We start from the raw sequence: 15,542 nt of genomic DNA, 5'->3' as shown, positions 1-15,542 counted from the left end.
GTTCACCGGGAGTTCCGCGCTTGTTGGGCACGGCATGCCGCGTCATGCCGTGCGAAGCGTTCGGCCCACAGGCCGGCCCCCCGCGGGTCCGGTTCGATGACTTCGCGGGTAGATCGGTCCGGTGCGATATCGGGCCAGTCCAGCACGGTCCGGCCGGCCAACAGGGCGGCGCCGACTGCGGAATGGTCTGGTTCGTCGGTGTCGGTGTGGACTGCGCGGCCCGTCGCATCGGCGAGGTCCTGCCGGAATGCCGGAGACAATGCCCCGGAGCCGCTCATCATGATGGGGCCTGGTGATTCGCCCGGCGCGGCATCGGCGAGAACTTCCAGGCAGCGGCGAGACTCCAACACGATGCCCGCCATCAAACCGCGAGCGAGATCGGCTGCCGTGGTCCGCAATGTCACGCCCTCGATACTGCCGACCAGACCGGGGTCCCACAGGGCACCTTGCTCGCCGGGGGAGAGGTACGGCAGCACCAGCGGCGCATCGGTCAGATCGGCGCCGGCCGCGAGGTCGGCCACCGCTGACGCTCCTCCGGAAATGCCGAGCAACCCGGCCAGCCACTCCAGCGCGGACCCGGTCGCCAGGAGATCCATCTCCCGCCCGTACCCGCCGTCTGCCATCGGGGTGACCAGATAGCGTCCGTGCTCGTCGACATCCGCGGTGGCAGCACTGCCCAAGATGACGTTGCTGGTGCCGGCGATGTATGCCACCATTCCCGGATCTCGCACCCCGAGTCCGTAGGCGCCCAGGACCGAGTCGGCCGCGCCCACGAGCACCGGAATTCCGGCTGGGCATCCCCACCGGGCCGCGAGCTCCGGACGCAATGGCCGATGGTCGCGTGATTCGATGACCGCGGGAACCACGCGTGCGCCGGCTGTCGCCAGTATGGCGGTGTCCCACGCCCGGCGGTGTAGGTCGTAGGCTCCGAAACCCGATGCGGTACTGGGATCGGTCAGCAAATGCCCGGTGAGCATCTGGAACAGGTAGTCCTTGGCGCCGGCCACCGTCGCGTCGGCGGCCAGCCCCAGCCGGCACCGTCGGGCATGCATCGCCAGCAGATAGCGGCCGTCGAATTGTTGCCCGGTACGCCGATACAGGTGGCCGGGACCGACGGCCGAGGCGATGCTCTCGCCGTCGGCCTCGGCCCGTCCGTCCCGCCAGGTGATCGCCGGCCCGATCGGACGTCCACCGATATCCAGGCTGACCAAGGTGGGCAACATCGCCGAGAGGCCGAGTACCCCCCACGTCGCCGGGTCGGTCTGTCGAGCGAGTTCGTCCAGCGCGGCATGGCATGCCGCCACCCAGTCGGCTGGATCCTGCTCGGCGGCATACGGTTCCGGCTGCTCGGTCGGGTAGCCGACCCGGGCACGCGCGACGCACCGACCGTCGGCGCCGACCGCGACAGCCTTCAGGCTGCTTGTCCCGAGATCGACGCCGATGGCCAGCACACCATTACCGGTCAACGGGCCCTCCCTGCCAGACGCTCACGATCGGCCCGCAGACCGGTCAGAATTCACGAGCCACCACGCTCAGCGCGGCATCGGCGGCGTTGAGCGTCTCATCGATATCGGCGTCGGTGTGGACAAGCGAGACGAAGAGGTTCTCGAACTGCAGCGGATGAAACAGTACGCCGCGCACCACCATCTCCTGATACCAACGGGTGAAGACATCCTCGTGGGCGTGGGCGGCCGCATCGCGCCAGTTCTTGATCGGCCGGTCGGTGAACCACAGCTGGAATACCGTACCGATGCCCTCCACATAGGCGTCGATACCCTTGTCCTGTGCCAGGGTCTTCAAACCTTCGCCGAGCCGGTGACCCAACGCGCGCTGACGTTCGTACAGCCCCGGCGTGGCCAGAATATCCATGGTGGCCGAAACCGCAGCGCACGCTACGACATTGGCGTTGTAGGTTCCCGAATGCGAATAGGTGCCATCGGCGATCAGGCGCATCGCCTCGGTGGTCCCCCCGACCGCGGCCACCGGGAAGCCGCCGCCGATGCCCTTGGCATAGGTCGTCAGATCGGGCTTGATGCCGAACCACTCCTGGGCGCCGCCTCGAGCGAAGCGGAAACCGGTGATGACCTCGTCGAAAATGAGCATGGCACCGTACTTGGTGGTCTGCTCACGCAACAGTTCCAGGTATCCCGGCTCGGGCAGGATGCAGCCGGTGTTGAACACGGCGGGCTCGGTGAGCACGGCGGCCACCTCCTCGCCGCGTTCTTCCATCAGCTTGATGAAGCTCTCCGGGTCGTTCCAGGTGAGCACCACCAGCGTGCTCTCCAGTTCCGCGGGCACGCCGCCGCCCATGGCGACCGGGCGGGGCCGGTCGGCAGGTCCGGCGAGGGTCGGATCGACGTGGTTGGACCAGTACACGGTGTCCTGCCAGCCGTGGTAGTGACCTTCGAAGCGCACGATCAGCCGTCGTCCGGTGGTCGCCCGAGCAAGTCGGACGGCCGTACCCACGGCCTCGGAGCCGGAATTGGTGAAGCGCACCTGCTCCACGCCGGGAACCGCGGCCGCAACCTTCTCGGCCGCCTCGATCTCCAATTCGTAGGGCAGCCCGAAGCAGGTGCCGTACTCGGCGACGGCGTCGGTGACGGCCTTGGTCACCCCGGGATGGCGATGCCCCAGGATCATCGGTCCCAGCCCGAGCAGGTAATCGATGTATTCGTTGCCGTCGACGTCCCTGAGCCGTGAACCCTGCCCCTCGGATATGAAGAGCGGGTAGGGCTTCCAGCCGTTGCGGGGGAGCCGGGCGGTACTGCCGGCGCCGCCGGGGATGGTCTTGCGGGCGCGGTCATAGAGGTTCTTGGTGATCGCGGTCCGCTCGGCGTACGCGGTGTCAAACGTCGTCATGGACATGCTCTTCCTGTGAACGAACTGGCCAACCCAGTCATACTTCTCATACTAAGTATGTTGTCAAGCGAGTGTGGTCGTCGGGGCCAACAGCTCGATGAGCGCGCGCACCGGAGTGCCTGTCGGCCCCGCCGGCCAGGGGTAGGCCGGATCGACCAACCAGGCCGCGGAGCCGTTGTCGATGTGAACCCAGGGCACCGAGCCGACGAAGGAGCGCAGATAGGTGGCTGCCAGTTGACCCGAATCAGGAACCGAAACAGGAGCATTGGCAATATCGGCGACTCTGGACGTTAGCTGGGCGGCATAGCTGTGATGCAGCGGTAAGGCCCAGCCGCGGTCGAATCCACGCCTGCCCGCCTCGATGACCTCGGTCGTCAGATCGGCCGAGGTTCCCCAACATCCCCAGAACGCCGTCCCCACGCCACCGGAGTCCGTCAGCGTTCCGACATCAACGATCCGTGCCGGATTCTGAGCAGCGAGCCACTCCAGCGCATCGGCAAGCACCAGGCGCCCTTCGCAGTCGGTGTCGACCACCTCGGTGGTCCGCCCGCGGGGGTGGGTGAGCACGTCACCGGGGCGCAGCGCCCCGCTGCCGGGCATGTTCTCCGCCACGGGTAAGACCGCGGTGATGGGGCCTGTGGCTCCGAGCGCGGCGGCCGCGATCACTGCGGCCGCCACCGAAGCGGCCCCGGCCATATCGGTTTTCATCCAGTTGAGCTCGTGCGCATCGCGCTTGAGGTTGACACCACCCGAATCGAAGGTGATCCCCTTGCCGGCCAGAGCCGTCAGCGGACCATCCCCGGGGACCTGCAGGGCCAGAACCAGTGATGGTTCGGCACTACCCGCTCCGACACCGAGCGTGCCACCGAAACCGTGTTGGGTGAGCACGTCCTCGTCCCAGGTCTCGACAAGGACCGCGCCGGGGGCCAGTTCGGTGGCGAAGTCCGCGACGGCCTGCGCAAAAGCGAGTGGGCGCAGGGCATTCGGCGGTGTTTCGACCATTTGTCGCACCCACGACGTCGCACGGGCCACGATGCTCGCGCGTAGCAGCACCTCGTCGGCAGCCTGCGGGTCGTCGCAGACCACCATGACCGACAGTGCGGGGGCAACCGGTCCGCCGTGGCGCTGATACCGCCACGACCCGATCGCATGCCCCTGCGCGACGGCGCCCAGGACCTCGGGCATCCCAGGCGCTTCCAGCGCCAGCAGCGAGACGATGTTGCCCCGGGCTCCCGCACCGAGCGCGGCATCGAAGAGCTCCGCGGCACCGATCTCACCGGCGCCGAGGCCGACCAGTGTCACCCGCGCCGCCGCGCCGGATACCGGGAGCGACAACGTCATATGCGAACCCGCGTGCGCGTCGAAATCCCGGTCAGCGGAGGCTACGTCGGTGCAGTCGAATCCGGCGATGTCACTCAGCAACTGCGAACCGCGACCGCGGCGGCCGGCGGGGATGCCGATCACCACCTCGGTGTGCTGCCGTGCCGTCAGCGCGTCGACGAGATCTCGGGAGTAGACGCGCCTCAGCGCGGCATCGCTCATTCGGCGGGCTTGACCTGGAGCAGTGTCTGGGTCGACAGGTTGTTGACCGAACCCACCAGTGGGGACATCTGGAATCCCGTCCACTTCGGTGAGTGGGCCTCGATCACGTTCTGGTACAGCAACACGATGTACGGCCGGTCATCGAAGGCGATGCGCTGCATCTGATTGATGATGTCCTGACGTTCGGCCCGATCGCGGGCGATGCCCTGCGCCTCGTAGAGCTTGTCGTAGGCCGGGTTGCAGTATCCGCTGTCGTTGTTGTTTCCCCATTGCTCACAGGTCAGCACGCTGAGCTGGAAGTCCGGGTCCACCGGGGGAATCCATGTCCACATGGCGAGGTCGAACTCGTCGTATCCGTTGTCGGGGCCCAGGATTGCGGTGGTCGCGGCGTCGGTGTCCATCTTGCGCATCTCCAGATTGACGCCTGATTCACGAAAGCCGTTCTGGATGATCTGGAACATCCGGTCGCCGGCACCGTTGATGTCAGTGGGGAAGATGACCTCATAGGACATCCGGCTACCGTCGGCGACCCGGATACCGTCCGGTCCCTTGGCATAGCCGAGGCCATCGAGAATGGCGTTCGCCTGTGCCACGTCGAACGGTAGGCCCTTGATCGCGTCGTCATGCCACCCCGTTGCGGGAGCGACGATTGTCGATCCTGTGGTCGCCATTCCCAGCCACGCGGTGCCGATCATCTCCTCCCGGTTCATGGCGAGTTCGAAGGCCTTACGGACATCCGGGTTCAGGAGTTCGGGATGGTTCTTCTTCTTCGGATTGGTGTTGATGATGAAGTTGTAGAAGCCCGAGCCCGGTGCCGTGCCGACCTCCATCCCGGCCTCCTTGATGGACGGGACTGCGGTGGCAGGAGTGCTGGCACCGATCATGTCGACCTGGTCGGTCCGCAACGCCGTGACCATGGCATCGGAGTTGGCGAAGAACTGCAGACCGAAACCGGAGATATGCGGCTTTGTTTCGCCCCACCACTTCGGGTTTTGCGAGAACATCGCGACCTGGTCCTTCTTGTACTCATCCAGGACGAACGGTCCGCCGGACACCGCGGGCGCTTCATTCTGGAACGTCGTGATGGCCTTGCCGTCCCCGGTCGCGTACTGCGACCAGACATGCTCGGGAAGAACGGGCAGCTGCTGCATCTGTGCCAGCACATTGGACACCGGCTGCGAGTAGGTGAGCGTCAGGGTGTCTCCCTCGGCCGATGCCGATGTCAGACTGCGGATGAAGCCGGCCAGCTTGCCCGTCGGTCCGTCCTCGAACTGGCGAATCATGTTGAGTGTGAATGCCGCATCCTTGGCCGTCAGCGGTTCTCCGTCCGACCACTGGGCGTCCTTGACGATCTCGAAGGTCCAGACCAGGCCGTCCGGTGAGGTCTTCCAGCTGGTCGCGAAGGACGGCTTCAACGACATGTCCGTCGTGTCGTACTCGGTGAGGTGCGGATAGACGTACTGGTAGACGACATTGCTGTAATCCGATGTTGACACGAACGGGTTGAGCGAGTCGATCGCCACACTGACCCCGATCCGCAGGACGCTGCGTGACGTCGCGGAACTGCAGCCGGCAATCATCGAAACGGCCACCAGCGCGCCGCTGATGAGTGCCAGGATTCGCAGAGCGGGTTTCATGGAGAACCTTCCCTAGAGCATCGAGGTGGCGACATTCACGTGCTGGCGACCCGGACGGAACTTCAACCGAAATTGCAACGTGGTATTACATTCCCGTCACTTTGTGTGCTTAGTATGAGGACCATCACCTAGGCCGTCAAGACGAAAGGGGCCCGAGTGCGCGGGTACCTCTGGAAGCGAACCCTGTTCGCCGCTGTGACGATCTTCGTCGCGCTCACGGTCAACTTCATCCTGTTCCGGGTGCTCCCGGGGGATGCGGTCAGCCAGATATCGCGGATACCCAACGCCTCGCCGGCCATGAAGGAGGCGCTGCGCGCCGAGTTCGGACTCGACAAGCCCGTGTTCGAGCAGTATCTCCGCTACCTGCAACAGCTGTGCCAAGGCAACCTCGGCGTCTCGTACACCAACCGCCAGCCGGTCCTGGACAATCTGATCGAGGCGTTCGGCAATACCGTGCCGATGGTCGCCACCGGCACGCTGATCGCAATAGTCCTCGGGATCGTGGTGGGCATGTTCGCTGCGCTGCACCGGGGATCGGTCGGTGACCACGCGGCCACCGGCATCGCTGTGCTCTTCTATGCGTTACCCACACAGTTCCTCGGCATGATGCTGCTGATCATGTTCGCCGGCACGTTGCCGTCGGTCGGGATGTCGGACCCCTTCGCAGTGGGCCTGTCGCCAGGGGAGCAACTGCTGGACCTCGCCCGGCACATGATCCTGCCGGTCGCGACGCTGGTGCTCACCCTGTACGCCGAAAGCGCCTTGATCGTGCGGTCTGCGATGCTGGAAACCCTTGGCGAGAACTACATCCTGACTGCACGGGCCAAGGGCCTGACCCGTCGGCGCATCGTGTGGTCCTACGCACTGCGTAACGCCGCTCTGCCGACGATCACCCAAATTGCTCTCTCGTTGGGGACCATTGTGGGCGGATCGATCCTCGTCGAGGTGATCTTCTCCTGGCCGGGAGTCGGCCGCGCGCTCTATGACGCAGTCCTGCAACGTGATTACCCGATGTTGCAAGGCGGCTTTCTGGCCATCACCGTCACCGTCGTGGTGTTGAACTATCTCGCCGACATCCTGTACTTCCGGCTCGACCCGAGGATTTCACAGTGAACCACGAGGATCATCCCGCCGACGTCAATGATCCGGCCGCAGGGGAGCCGATACACAGGCGTGGCGCCTGGGGGGCGCTGCGCACCGCCATGGCCACCGTGCCCGCCATCATCGGGCTGAGCATCATCGGCCTGTTCCTCGTGGTCTCGGCACTGTCGCATTACCTGAAGCCCTACAGCACATCTGCGCCCAGTTGCGCGGTGTTCGAGCCGCCCTCACCACAACACTGGCTGGGTTGCGACGATGGTGGCATCGACATGGTGAGCCTGGTGTTGCAGGGCGGGCAGATATCGATGTTCGTGGGATTCACCGCAGCGGTCATTGCGATCGCCATCGGCGCAACCGTGGGTGTGCTGTCCGGATACTTCGGCGGCTGGGTGGATTCGATCCTGATGCGGGTGACCGACTATTTCATGGTCATACCGCAGATCGTGCTGATGATCGTGGTGGCGGCGGTGTGGGGCCCAAAGCTGAGCCACGTCATCGTGGTCATCGGCTTCCTCATGTGGACCAGCACCGCCCGCGTGGTGCGTGCGCAGGTGAAGACCTTGCGTGAACGTGTCTATGTTCAGCGGGCGGTGTCGATAGGCGCTGGACACCCGCGAATCATCCTCCACCACATACTTCCTCAGTTGGGACCCTTGCTCATCGCCAACGCGGTGCTGGCCATCACGCTGGCGATCTTCAACGAGACCGCCCTGGCCTTCCTCGGCCTGTCCGATCCGACGGCGGTCACCTGGGGAACGATCATGGAACACGCGTTCGTCCGAGGCGCCATCAGCACCGGGGCATGGTGGGCCATCGTTCCTGCCGGACTGTGCGTCGCAATCCTGATCATGGGGTGCTATTTGCTGGGCAATTCGATCGAGGACACCCTCAATCCCCGGCTGCGCTCATCTCATCTTTCCCGGAAGTCGTGGATGATGCGCCCACTGGTGGGCCGCGGAAAGGACGCACTGTGAGTGCGCAGAACGCCTTGGAGATCGTCGATCTCAATGTGTGGTTCGAACCGCGCGACACTCGTGCGGCCGATCCCGTCCACACCGTGAAGAACCTCTCGTTGCGCGTGGCGCCCGGGGAGCGGGTGGGCCTGGTCGGCGAGTCGGGCTGCGGCAAGACCACCACCATTCTGGCCGCCATGGGGTTGTTGCCGTCCACGGCCACCGTCAGTGGTGAAGTGCGCGTCAACGGTACGAACATCATCGGTGCCGGCGAGGCCGGTATCAACGGCCACCGGTGGACCGATATCGCCATGGTCTTCCAGGGTGCGATGAGCGCCTTCAACCCCGTGAAGACCATCGGATGGCAGATTCGGGAAGCCCTGAGATTTCATGACGTCGCCCACGGGAAGCAGGCGGTGGCCCGGTGCCGCGAGCTGCTCGACCTCGTCGGTCTGCCGCCGGATAGCGATGAGCGTTTCCCGCACCAGCTTTCCGGCGGCATGAAGCAACGTGCCGTCATCGCGATGGCACTCGCCTGCGACCCGAAGGTGCTGTTGGCCGACGAGCCCACCACTGCTCTGGATGTCGTAGTCCAGGATCAGGTGCTTCGGCTGCTCGTTCGCCTGTGCAGTGAGCTCGGCTTGGCGCTGGTACTGGTCACCCACGACTTGGGCGTGGTGGCGCAGGCCTGCACACGGGCGGCGGTGATGTACAACGGTGAGATCGTGGAAGAGGGGACCGTCGATGATCTCTATCATCGCCCGGCCCACCCCTACACCCGCACCCTTTTCGAGGCGACTCCGAACCTCGACGACGTAGCCGCTGTCACCACATCCGTTCGCTCGGAAGCGCCGACGTTGATCGTGCAGGACCTGCACGTGACCTACAGCGAGGGCGTGAAAAGGCCTCCACGACAATGGCTCAGGCGTGCCATGGGCCGACAGTCGGTAGCGGCCGCTGCGCCGGCCGACGCTGTCGACGGTGTCAGCCTCCAGGTTGCCGAGGGCGAACTCGTCGCCTTGGTCGGGCAGTCGGGCTGCGGTAAGACGACGACACTGCAGGCAGTCCTGGGCATGCAGCCTGTGCGATCCGGGTCCATCCAGATCGACGGGGTGGAGGTCGCCGGCCTGAGCGCACGTGCGTGGCGACCGCTACGTCGCCATGTCCAGATGATCTATCAAGATCCCTACGAGGCGCTCGACGGTCGGTTGCGCATCGAAGACACGATGGCCGAACCGCTGGTGGTGCACGGTATCGGCGCGAACAGGGCGGAACGTCGAACCCTGGTGGCCCAGGCGCTCCGTGACGTGGGTCTGGACCCCTCTCGACTGGCCCAACGCTATCCGCACGAACTGTCAGGCGGCCAGCGTCAACGCGTCGCGATCGCGGCCAGCCTCGTGCTGCGTCCCCGGTTGTTGCTGGCCGACGAGCCGGTGTCGATGCTGGACGTATCTGTGCGCACCGGAGTGCTGGAGCTGCTCGACCGGCTGCGCCGTGAACACCGGATGGGCATCCTGATGATCACCCACGACCTGTCGACGGCGACGGCCTACGCCGACCGTGTCATCGTCATGCGCGAGGGGCGCATCGTGGAAACGGGCAGACCCTGGCAGATCGTCAACGAGCCCGCCGATCCCTACACCCGAAAGCTGCTGGACAGTGTGCCGAGTCCGGACCCGACACGCCACCGCGCCTCCTGAGCCGTGGCGCCGGTCATTCCCCGGTGGTGGGCGCAGATCCGAAGGGGCGCACCGACCACGGCCCGGTACGGGCCGGCTCCACCAGGCGGCGTCCAGACGTCCCCGAGACGTAGAACAGAAACTCGCGCGCCGGGTAGGTCTGCTGAAAGCTGTCGAAAGCGGTCCCCTCGGCATTGACGCTCACACCGCGGATCCGCACCACGTTGTCCTTCGCCGTCAGCTTCAGATGCTCACGCTCCAGCGAGTTGGGATGGTCGACCTCGAAGACCTGTTCCACGAAATCATCAGTGAATCCGTAACGTTCGGCGAGAAATCCGTACAAGGAAGCGCCGGTGGCGAGCCGTTCCTCGTCCAGGGACGGCACAAGGCTCAGCGGCAGCACGGCCTTCTCCAACAGCTTGGGCACGTTGCCCAGCCGGCGCAGCCTGCAGATCTCCCACACTGGCTGTCCGGCGTCGATCCGCAACGCCGCGGCGTGGTTGTCACTCGGCTGCCCGACCATCAGGCTGACGAGCTCGGTGGCGAGTTCGACGCCATCGTCGTGTCCCTTGAGCGTCTCCAGCAGCGCGCCGGGACGCGACGGTTCACTGACGATCCGCTGCGGGGCCACGAACGTTCCGACACCCTGATGCCGCACGATCTTTCCGCTGTGGGTGAGTTCATCGAGCGCGCGACGCACCGTGATCACGCTGACATCGGCCATCTCGGCGAGTTCGGCCGTGCTCGGCAGCTGATCACCCTCGCGCAGATTTTGCTCCTCGATGAGCGATACGACGAGGTCGTAAACCTGCTGATATCGCAGTGGGCGCGCGGTCTTGCCGGTGCCGTCGTCGTTCACAAACCCTCCCCGGTGAGCTGCCGGCCGGTAGCGCAGGACACCGGTGCGTCCTGGGTACGGCCATCTAACTACCTACATTGTCATACAAGGAATGAGGTTTGATATGAGAGTCGTCATCTGCCCCGACCTGTCCGCGGTCGCCACCACCGCCGCCGATATCGTGACCGATCTGGTCGGCCGTAAGCCGCACGGGACGCTGGGGCTTGCCACCGGTTCCAGTCCGCTGGGGCTCTACGCCGAGTTGGCCGAGCGTGTCGCGGCGGGTTTGGACATGAGTGGGTTCTCCGGTTTCGCACTCGACGAGTACGTCGGGCTCGCCCCGGACGATCCGCGCAGCTACGCCTACGTCATCCGGACCCAGGTCACCGAGCCACTCCGACTGAACCCCGAAAATGTCCACGTACCAACGGGAATCGGTGATGATCTGGACGCCGAATGCCTCGCCTACGAGGACGCCATCCGCGCGGCCGGTGGTATCGACATCCAGATACTCGGGATCGGACGAAATGGGCACCTGGGTTTCAACGAGCCCACCTCGTCGTTCGCCTCCCGCACGCGGGTGGCGTCGCTGGCAAGTTGGACCCGGCAGGACAACGCGCGCTACTTCAGCTCACCCGACGACGTTCCACGCGAATGTGTCACCCAGGGTTTGGGCACCATCATGGCTGCCCGGATGACCCTGCTGATCGCCACCGGTACGGCCAAGGCCGGTGCAGTCGCCCGCGCGGTGGAGGGCCCGGTATCGGCACTGTGCCCGGCATCCATCCTGCAGCATCACGAGAACGCCGTCGTGGTCATCGACGAGGAGGCGGCCGCCGAACTCGCGTTGGTGGACTACTACCGTGACACTCAGCGCCGGAGCGTCCGCGATGCCGTCGCCGGCTGAGTCATGATGTCAGCTCGTCGGTGATCGACACCGGCTGCATACCACCGGCTTTCACCTGATCGGTCGTACTCCGGCATTCGCCGAGCACCTGGACTCGGCCGCCACCCTGATGTTCGGTCAGGATCGCCATGATCTTGCCCTGGTGGACCACCCGGCCGTGTGGCACCGCGCCCGGTGGTGGCCCGGGGGTCCAGCCCTGGTCGATCATCGTCGCCTCGACCTGCGCCAGATAGGTATCCGGCGGCGTGCCTGCGGGAATGGCGAAGCGGAAACCGGCGATACCGCGGAATGGCGGCTCGTTCTGGTCGTTGCACGAGCCGAATTTGAAGGACCCGCTGACACTCTCCAGCCGCGCGGCACGCACGATCTCACGGGCGGGGTCTACCACCTGAGCGCGTATCTGGTCATCGGTCAGCGCGGGACCGTCCAGCTCACTGGAGGCATCCGAAGGTGAACCCATGTCAGCACATCCTCCCAACAGCAGTACAGACAAGGCAATGATGCCAGCGGCCGCCACACGTCGAACGGGCCCGGCGATCTCAGTAGCCATGGTCATTGGTGATCGATCCTTGTGGACGGTCCCCTTCGGGATCATTAAGTGCGGGTAGGCCAGGTACTCGAGTGTCCCAGTCGGGCAGGTCGATCGGCGGCAGACCCGGGAGATCGATCTTGTCGGGCAGTCCGATATGCGGTTGACGTCGCCCCTCGGCCAACAATCCGTTGTCTCCGAGGGTGCCGCCGTCACCGGTGGCGATATCGGTCATCGCACGCAGGGATTCGCTGCCGATCTGGTAGTACTTCGAGTGATCATCGAAGGACAAACCGTCGCGTCCCACCGCCTCGGCATCGAAGCGCACCGAACCGTAGCCGTCACCGGCAGGATCTCGGCCCAAGCCGGCCTCCAAACCCAGCGGATAGTTCAACTCGCGGTTGATGATGTCGGGGAGTGGGCCGGCCTGTCCGATCCAGCTGACCGGGTCGGTGGAGGCGGCCCCGACGTACACCTTGCCGCCCTCGGGCAGATGGAAATCCGACGCACTGTTGGCCAAGTCGGTTCCGGGGCTGCCGATCAGCACGGCGTTATCGGCCTTCATACCGCTGCCGGCGAACGCGTCGGCCACCGTGGTGGAGCCGTACGAATGCCCGATGACAGTGAGATTGGCGGGCACGCCCTCGTGGGTGGCGGCCAGCCCGTTGACATCGGCGGCCAGCAGATCACCCCCGGCGCGGGCCAGTGTCGGGGTGGCGATGGCCGGGTCGGTGGGACTGTCGGGTGTGTCATAGCCCATCCAGGCGATGACCGAGGTGGGTTCGTCGGGTTCCGCGGCGATCATCTGGTCGTACAGGTTGGTGGCGTTGTCACCCTCCAGCCAACCTGCCTTCACGCTGCTTCCGGTGCCGGGGACGACCACCGCGGTGTTCTGGGCCTTGTCCGGATTGCCGATGGCGATGGCGGCCTTGCCCTCGCCGTGGAACGCCAGTGGGTCGTAAGCCCAGAGCATCGTCGGTCGGTTGGCGTCCTCGGGGTCGGCGGTCTTGTTCAGCCCCTTCTGGGTCTGCACGGCATTGGTGTAGCGGGTGGCGTCCGCCGAGGTCAGCCCATAGTTGCCGGGGTTGGCCAACACCTCGTCGGTGGACACGCCATGCTGGTTGGCCGCATCGGTCACCCGAGCCACATCGTCTGCCAGCACCGCCCGGTTCACCTGATCGCGGACCTCGGCCGGGATTCCGTTGAGATTGCCGAGCTCGGGCGGGTGATCGGCGATCAGCTGGCTTTTCTCGAACTGGCTCAGCGAATCCCACCACTTCTTGACATCCTCGGGGCTGGTCCCGGACGCCGGTAGTCGGCGTGGATCGCCGAGGGTGCCCGGCGGCGTCTGCGGCACCGGGCCACCGACCGCGGCCTGGATGGCGGCCGCCGTCTGAGCGTCGATCTGCGCGAACACCGCGAGCATCTTCTGCAAGATGGCGGTCCATGCCGGGGCCATCAGCCGCAGGATCGGGGGCAGCGGAGGTGGGGTGGCGGTGCCGTCGTCGGCAACCTGCCAGCCGACCGCACGCAACATCGCGACGGTCGCGAGCAGCCCGGTGCGGGTGTATCCCATCTGGGTGCCGCCGGTGTGGAGTGCCTGCTGCAGCGCGCTGAGGCGAGCGCGCAGCTCTTCCTGCCGATTGAGGTTCTGCTCGGCCTTGATGATCGCCGCCGAGGCCGCCTGGCCCTGCCACGAGGACCTCAGCTGCGCCAACGCCTGCCGTTGCGCGGCCATCGTGGTATCGAGGGCGGCGATCTTGGTGCCGAGATCGGCGGCGGAAGCGACCAACTGCTCAGGTCGCGACGCCTGCACCGTCGACACCGTCACCGACAACTTCTGCCCCCTCGCCTTCTGCATTCCATCGTCGCACGGGCAAAAGAGTCGGTAGGGCACCAGTTTCGAGGGATGAGGGTTGTCGATGTGTGGTGTTCTAACGATCAACGTCGATGTTCCGCCCGCCGAGTGACTCCGGCAGGGGGCTTCGACGCGCAGGAGGGAATGGGACATGGCGGATTCGGGCGGATTGCAGCTGAGGACTGCCTCGGGTCGGTGGGTGCTCCTTGCGACGGTCCTCGGTTCTGGCATCGCGATGATCGACGGCACGGTGGTCAACGTGGCATTGCCGCATATCGGCGCAGACCTGAACACCGGCTTCGGCGGTCTGCAATGGGTCGTCAACGCCTACACGCTGACCTTGGCCTCCTTCATCCTGTTGGGCGGTTCACTCGGCGACCACTTCGGGCGCAGGCGTGTCTTCCTGATCGGGGTGGTGTGGTTCGCGGTGGCCTCGACCGCCTGCGGCCTGGCGCCCAATATCGAAACACTGGTCGCCGCGCGTGCCCTCCAAGGCATCGGCGGCGCCCTGCTCACGCCCGGAAGTTTGGCACTGATCTCGGCGTCGTTCCGCGCCGACGATCGTTCCGCCGCGATCGGGGCGTGGTCCGGTCTGGGCGGGCTGGCCGGTGCGGTGGGACCCTTCCTCGGGGGATTCCTCGTCGAGTGGAACTGGCGGGCAGTGTTTCTCATCAATGTGCCACTGGCCGCCGGGCTCGTCATCCTGACGGTGCTGCGGGTTCCCGAGAGTCGCGACACAGAATCGCCACCAGGTCTGGACATCGCCGGCACGGTCCTGGCCGTCCTTGGTCTGGGAGCCTTGACATTCGGACTGACCAGCCTCGGCGCCGACGTCACTGCGACCGGCCTTGTCGCGGTCGGCACCGGGATGCTGGCACTGGCGCTGTTCGTGGTGATCGAGCGGCGTTCCCCGCATCCGTTGGTTCCGCCAGAACTGTTCACCAACAACATCTTTCGGGCGGCCAATGTTATAACGCTGATGATCTACGGTGCCTTGGGGGTGGTCTTCCTGATTCTGGTACTGCAGCTGCAGACGGTTGCGGGGTTCAGCCCGATCGAGGCGGGAGCTGCGCTGCTCCCGGTCACGGCAGTTCTCCTGGTTTTCTCGGCACGTGCCGGTGCGCTTGCGGGCCGGATCGGACCACGGATACCGATGACGCTGGGCCCACTGCTGTCGGCGGCGGGATTATTGCTGATGCTACGCATCGGTACACAGGCATCATGGGTTGCCGATGTCCTTCCCGCTGCTCTGGTATTCGGTGCCGGCCTGGCGCTGGTGGTGGCGCCCCTGACGGCCGCAGTCCTCGACGCCGCCCCGGACCGTCTGGCCGGGTCGGCGTCGGGAGTCAACAATGCGGTGGCTCGTGCGGGAGGGCTGTTGGCTGTGGCCGTGATACCGGTGCTCGCCGGTATCGGAGGCGCGGATTACGCCGATCCCGCCGCATTCGGGGCCGGCTTTCGCACCACGATGGTGATCGCCGCATCCCTGCTGGTAGGTGCGTCAGTTCTTGCTGCCGTCGGGATCCGGCCGAGGCGCGGCGATGTGCGTGGACGCATGCACGTCGAACAAGAAGTGCACTGCCCGATCAGCGGTCCTACGCCGTTACCGCATGCATCTCGTCCCGAGACCTGATCGGGC

General features: G+C 65.5%; 12 protein-coding genes. 5 read left to right on the top strand and 7 right to left on the bottom strand.

All coding sequences use genetic code 11. From position 1 onward, the window contains the following. Window positions 1-2: 2 nt before the first annotated feature. The 4 genes from PGN27_RS13580 to PGN27_RS13565 form a co-directional block, all read right to left on the bottom strand. Complete coding sequence (locus tag PGN27_RS13580) at window positions 3-1,466, bottom strand: xylulokinase (protein ID WP_335326579.1); 1,464 nt, start codon at window positions 1,464-1,466, stop codon at window positions 3-5. Between the two features lie 43 nt (window positions 1,467-1,509). Next, entirely contained in the window at window positions 1,510-2,859 is a 1,350-nt protein-coding gene (locus PGN27_RS13575; RefSeq protein WP_335326578.1) for an aspartate aminotransferase family protein, read from the bottom strand. A 63-nt stretch (window positions 2,860-2,922) separates the two neighbouring features. Next, window positions 2,923-4,401 (bottom strand): leucyl aminopeptidase family protein, encoded by a 1,479-nt coding sequence (locus tag PGN27_RS13570; protein ID WP_335326577.1) that lies wholly within the window; start codon window positions 4,399-4,401, stop codon window positions 2,923-2,925. Continuing rightward, window positions 4,398-6,038: an ABC transporter substrate-binding protein gene (locus PGN27_RS13565; RefSeq protein WP_335326576.1), complete on the bottom strand. Its 1,641-nt coding sequence runs from the start codon at window positions 6,036-6,038 to the stop codon at window positions 4,398-4,400. The genes PGN27_RS13570 and PGN27_RS13565 overlap by 4 nt, the downstream gene beginning before the upstream one ends. A 156-nt stretch (window positions 6,039-6,194) precedes the next feature. Here PGN27_RS13565 and PGN27_RS13560 point away from each other — a divergent pair, with 156 nt between their 5' ends. Genes PGN27_RS13560 through PGN27_RS13550 form a run of 3 tightly spaced genes read left to right on the top strand, consistent with a single transcriptional unit; the run spans window position 6,195 to window position 9,792 of the window. Continuing rightward, a complete protein-coding gene (locus PGN27_RS13560; protein WP_335326575.1) occupies window positions 6,195-7,151 on the top strand; it encodes an ABC transporter permease in 957 nt (318 codons plus the stop codon). Next, window positions 7,148-8,113, top strand: a complete 966-nt coding sequence (locus PGN27_RS13555) for an ABC transporter permease (protein ID WP_335326574.1) — start codon at window positions 7,148-7,150, stop codon at window positions 8,111-8,113. Before PGN27_RS13560 ends, PGN27_RS13555 begins: the two co-directional genes overlap by 4 nt. Next, on the top strand, window positions 8,110-9,792 hold the full coding sequence (locus PGN27_RS13550; protein WP_335326573.1) for a dipeptide ABC transporter ATP-binding protein: 1,683 nt from the start codon (window positions 8,110-8,112) through the stop codon (window positions 9,790-9,792). The genes PGN27_RS13555 and PGN27_RS13550 overlap by 4 nt, the downstream gene beginning before the upstream one ends. A 13-nt stretch (window positions 9,793-9,805) precedes the next feature. Here PGN27_RS13550 and PGN27_RS13545 read toward each other — a convergent pair whose 3' ends face one another. Beyond that, complete coding sequence (locus PGN27_RS13545; RefSeq protein ID WP_335326572.1) at window positions 9,806-10,630, bottom strand: GntR family transcriptional regulator; 825 nt, start codon at window positions 10,628-10,630, stop codon at window positions 9,806-9,808. A 103-nt stretch (window positions 10,631-10,733) separates the two neighbouring features. On the opposite strand from PGN27_RS13545, the gene nagB reads away from it, so the two are divergent. Then, complete coding sequence (gene nagB / locus PGN27_RS13540; RefSeq protein WP_335326571.1) at window positions 10,734-11,516, top strand: glucosamine-6-phosphate deaminase; 783 nt, start codon at window positions 10,734-10,736, stop codon at window positions 11,514-11,516. Between the two features lies 1 nt (window position 11,517). Here the strand turns inward: nagB and PGN27_RS13535 are convergent, their stop codons facing one another. Further along, window positions 11,518-11,976, bottom strand: coding sequence for a lipoprotein LppJ family protein (locus PGN27_RS13535; RefSeq protein ID WP_335326570.1), 459 nt, complete (start codon window positions 11,974-11,976; stop codon window positions 11,518-11,520). A gap of 79 nt (window positions 11,977-12,055) precedes the next feature. After that, window positions 12,056-13,906 carry an alpha/beta hydrolase gene (locus PGN27_RS13530; RefSeq protein ID WP_335326569.1) on the bottom strand — a complete coding sequence of 617 codons (1,851 nt, stop codon included), beginning with the start codon at window positions 13,904-13,906 and terminating at the stop codon, window positions 12,056-12,058. A 148-nt stretch (window positions 13,907-14,054) separates the two neighbouring features. On the opposite strand from PGN27_RS13530, the gene PGN27_RS13525 reads away from it, so the two are divergent. Next, a complete protein-coding gene (locus tag PGN27_RS13525) occupies window positions 14,055-15,536 on the top strand; it encodes an MFS transporter (RefSeq protein ID WP_335326568.1) in 1,482 nt (493 codons plus the stop codon). Window positions 15,537-15,542: the final 6 nt, after the last annotated feature.

This window comes from Mycolicibacterium neoaurum, assembly GCF_036946495.1.
Classification (GTDB): Bacteria; Actinomycetota; Actinomycetes; order Mycobacteriales; family Mycobacteriaceae; genus Mycobacterium; species Mycobacterium neoaurum_B.
The sequence above is the reverse complement of the archived record's forward strand: the minus strand, read 5'-3'. Positions and strand labels throughout refer to the sequence as shown.

What these genes read in the sequence shown, in the direction of transcription:
- PGN27_RS13535 (WP_335326570.1), bottom strand. Translation starts at nt 11,976, where the DNA reads ATGGGTTCACCTTCGGATGCCTCCAGTGAGCTGGACGGTCCCGCGCTG.
- PGN27_RS13570 (WP_335326577.1), bottom strand. Translation starts at nt 4,401, where the DNA reads ATGAGCGATGCCGCGCTGAGGCGCGTCTACTCCCGAGATCTCGTCGAC.
- nagB (WP_335326571.1), top strand. Translation starts at nt 10,734, where the DNA reads ATGAGAGTCGTCATCTGCCCCGACCTGTCCGCGGTCGCCACCACCGCC.
- PGN27_RS13575 (WP_335326578.1), bottom strand. Translation starts at nt 2,859, where the DNA reads ATGACGACGTTTGACACCGCGTACGCCGAGCGGACCGCGATCACCAAG.
- PGN27_RS13530 (WP_335326569.1), bottom strand. Translation starts at nt 13,906, where the DNA reads ATGCAGAAGGCGAGGGGGCAGAAGTTGTCGGTGACGGTGTCGACGGTG.
- PGN27_RS13525 (WP_335326568.1), top strand. Translation starts at nt 14,055, where the DNA reads ATGGCGGATTCGGGCGGATTGCAGCTGAGGACTGCCTCGGGTCGGTGG.
- PGN27_RS13565 (WP_335326576.1), bottom strand. Translation starts at nt 6,038, where the DNA reads ATGAAACCCGCTCTGCGAATCCTGGCACTCATCAGCGGCGCGCTGGTG.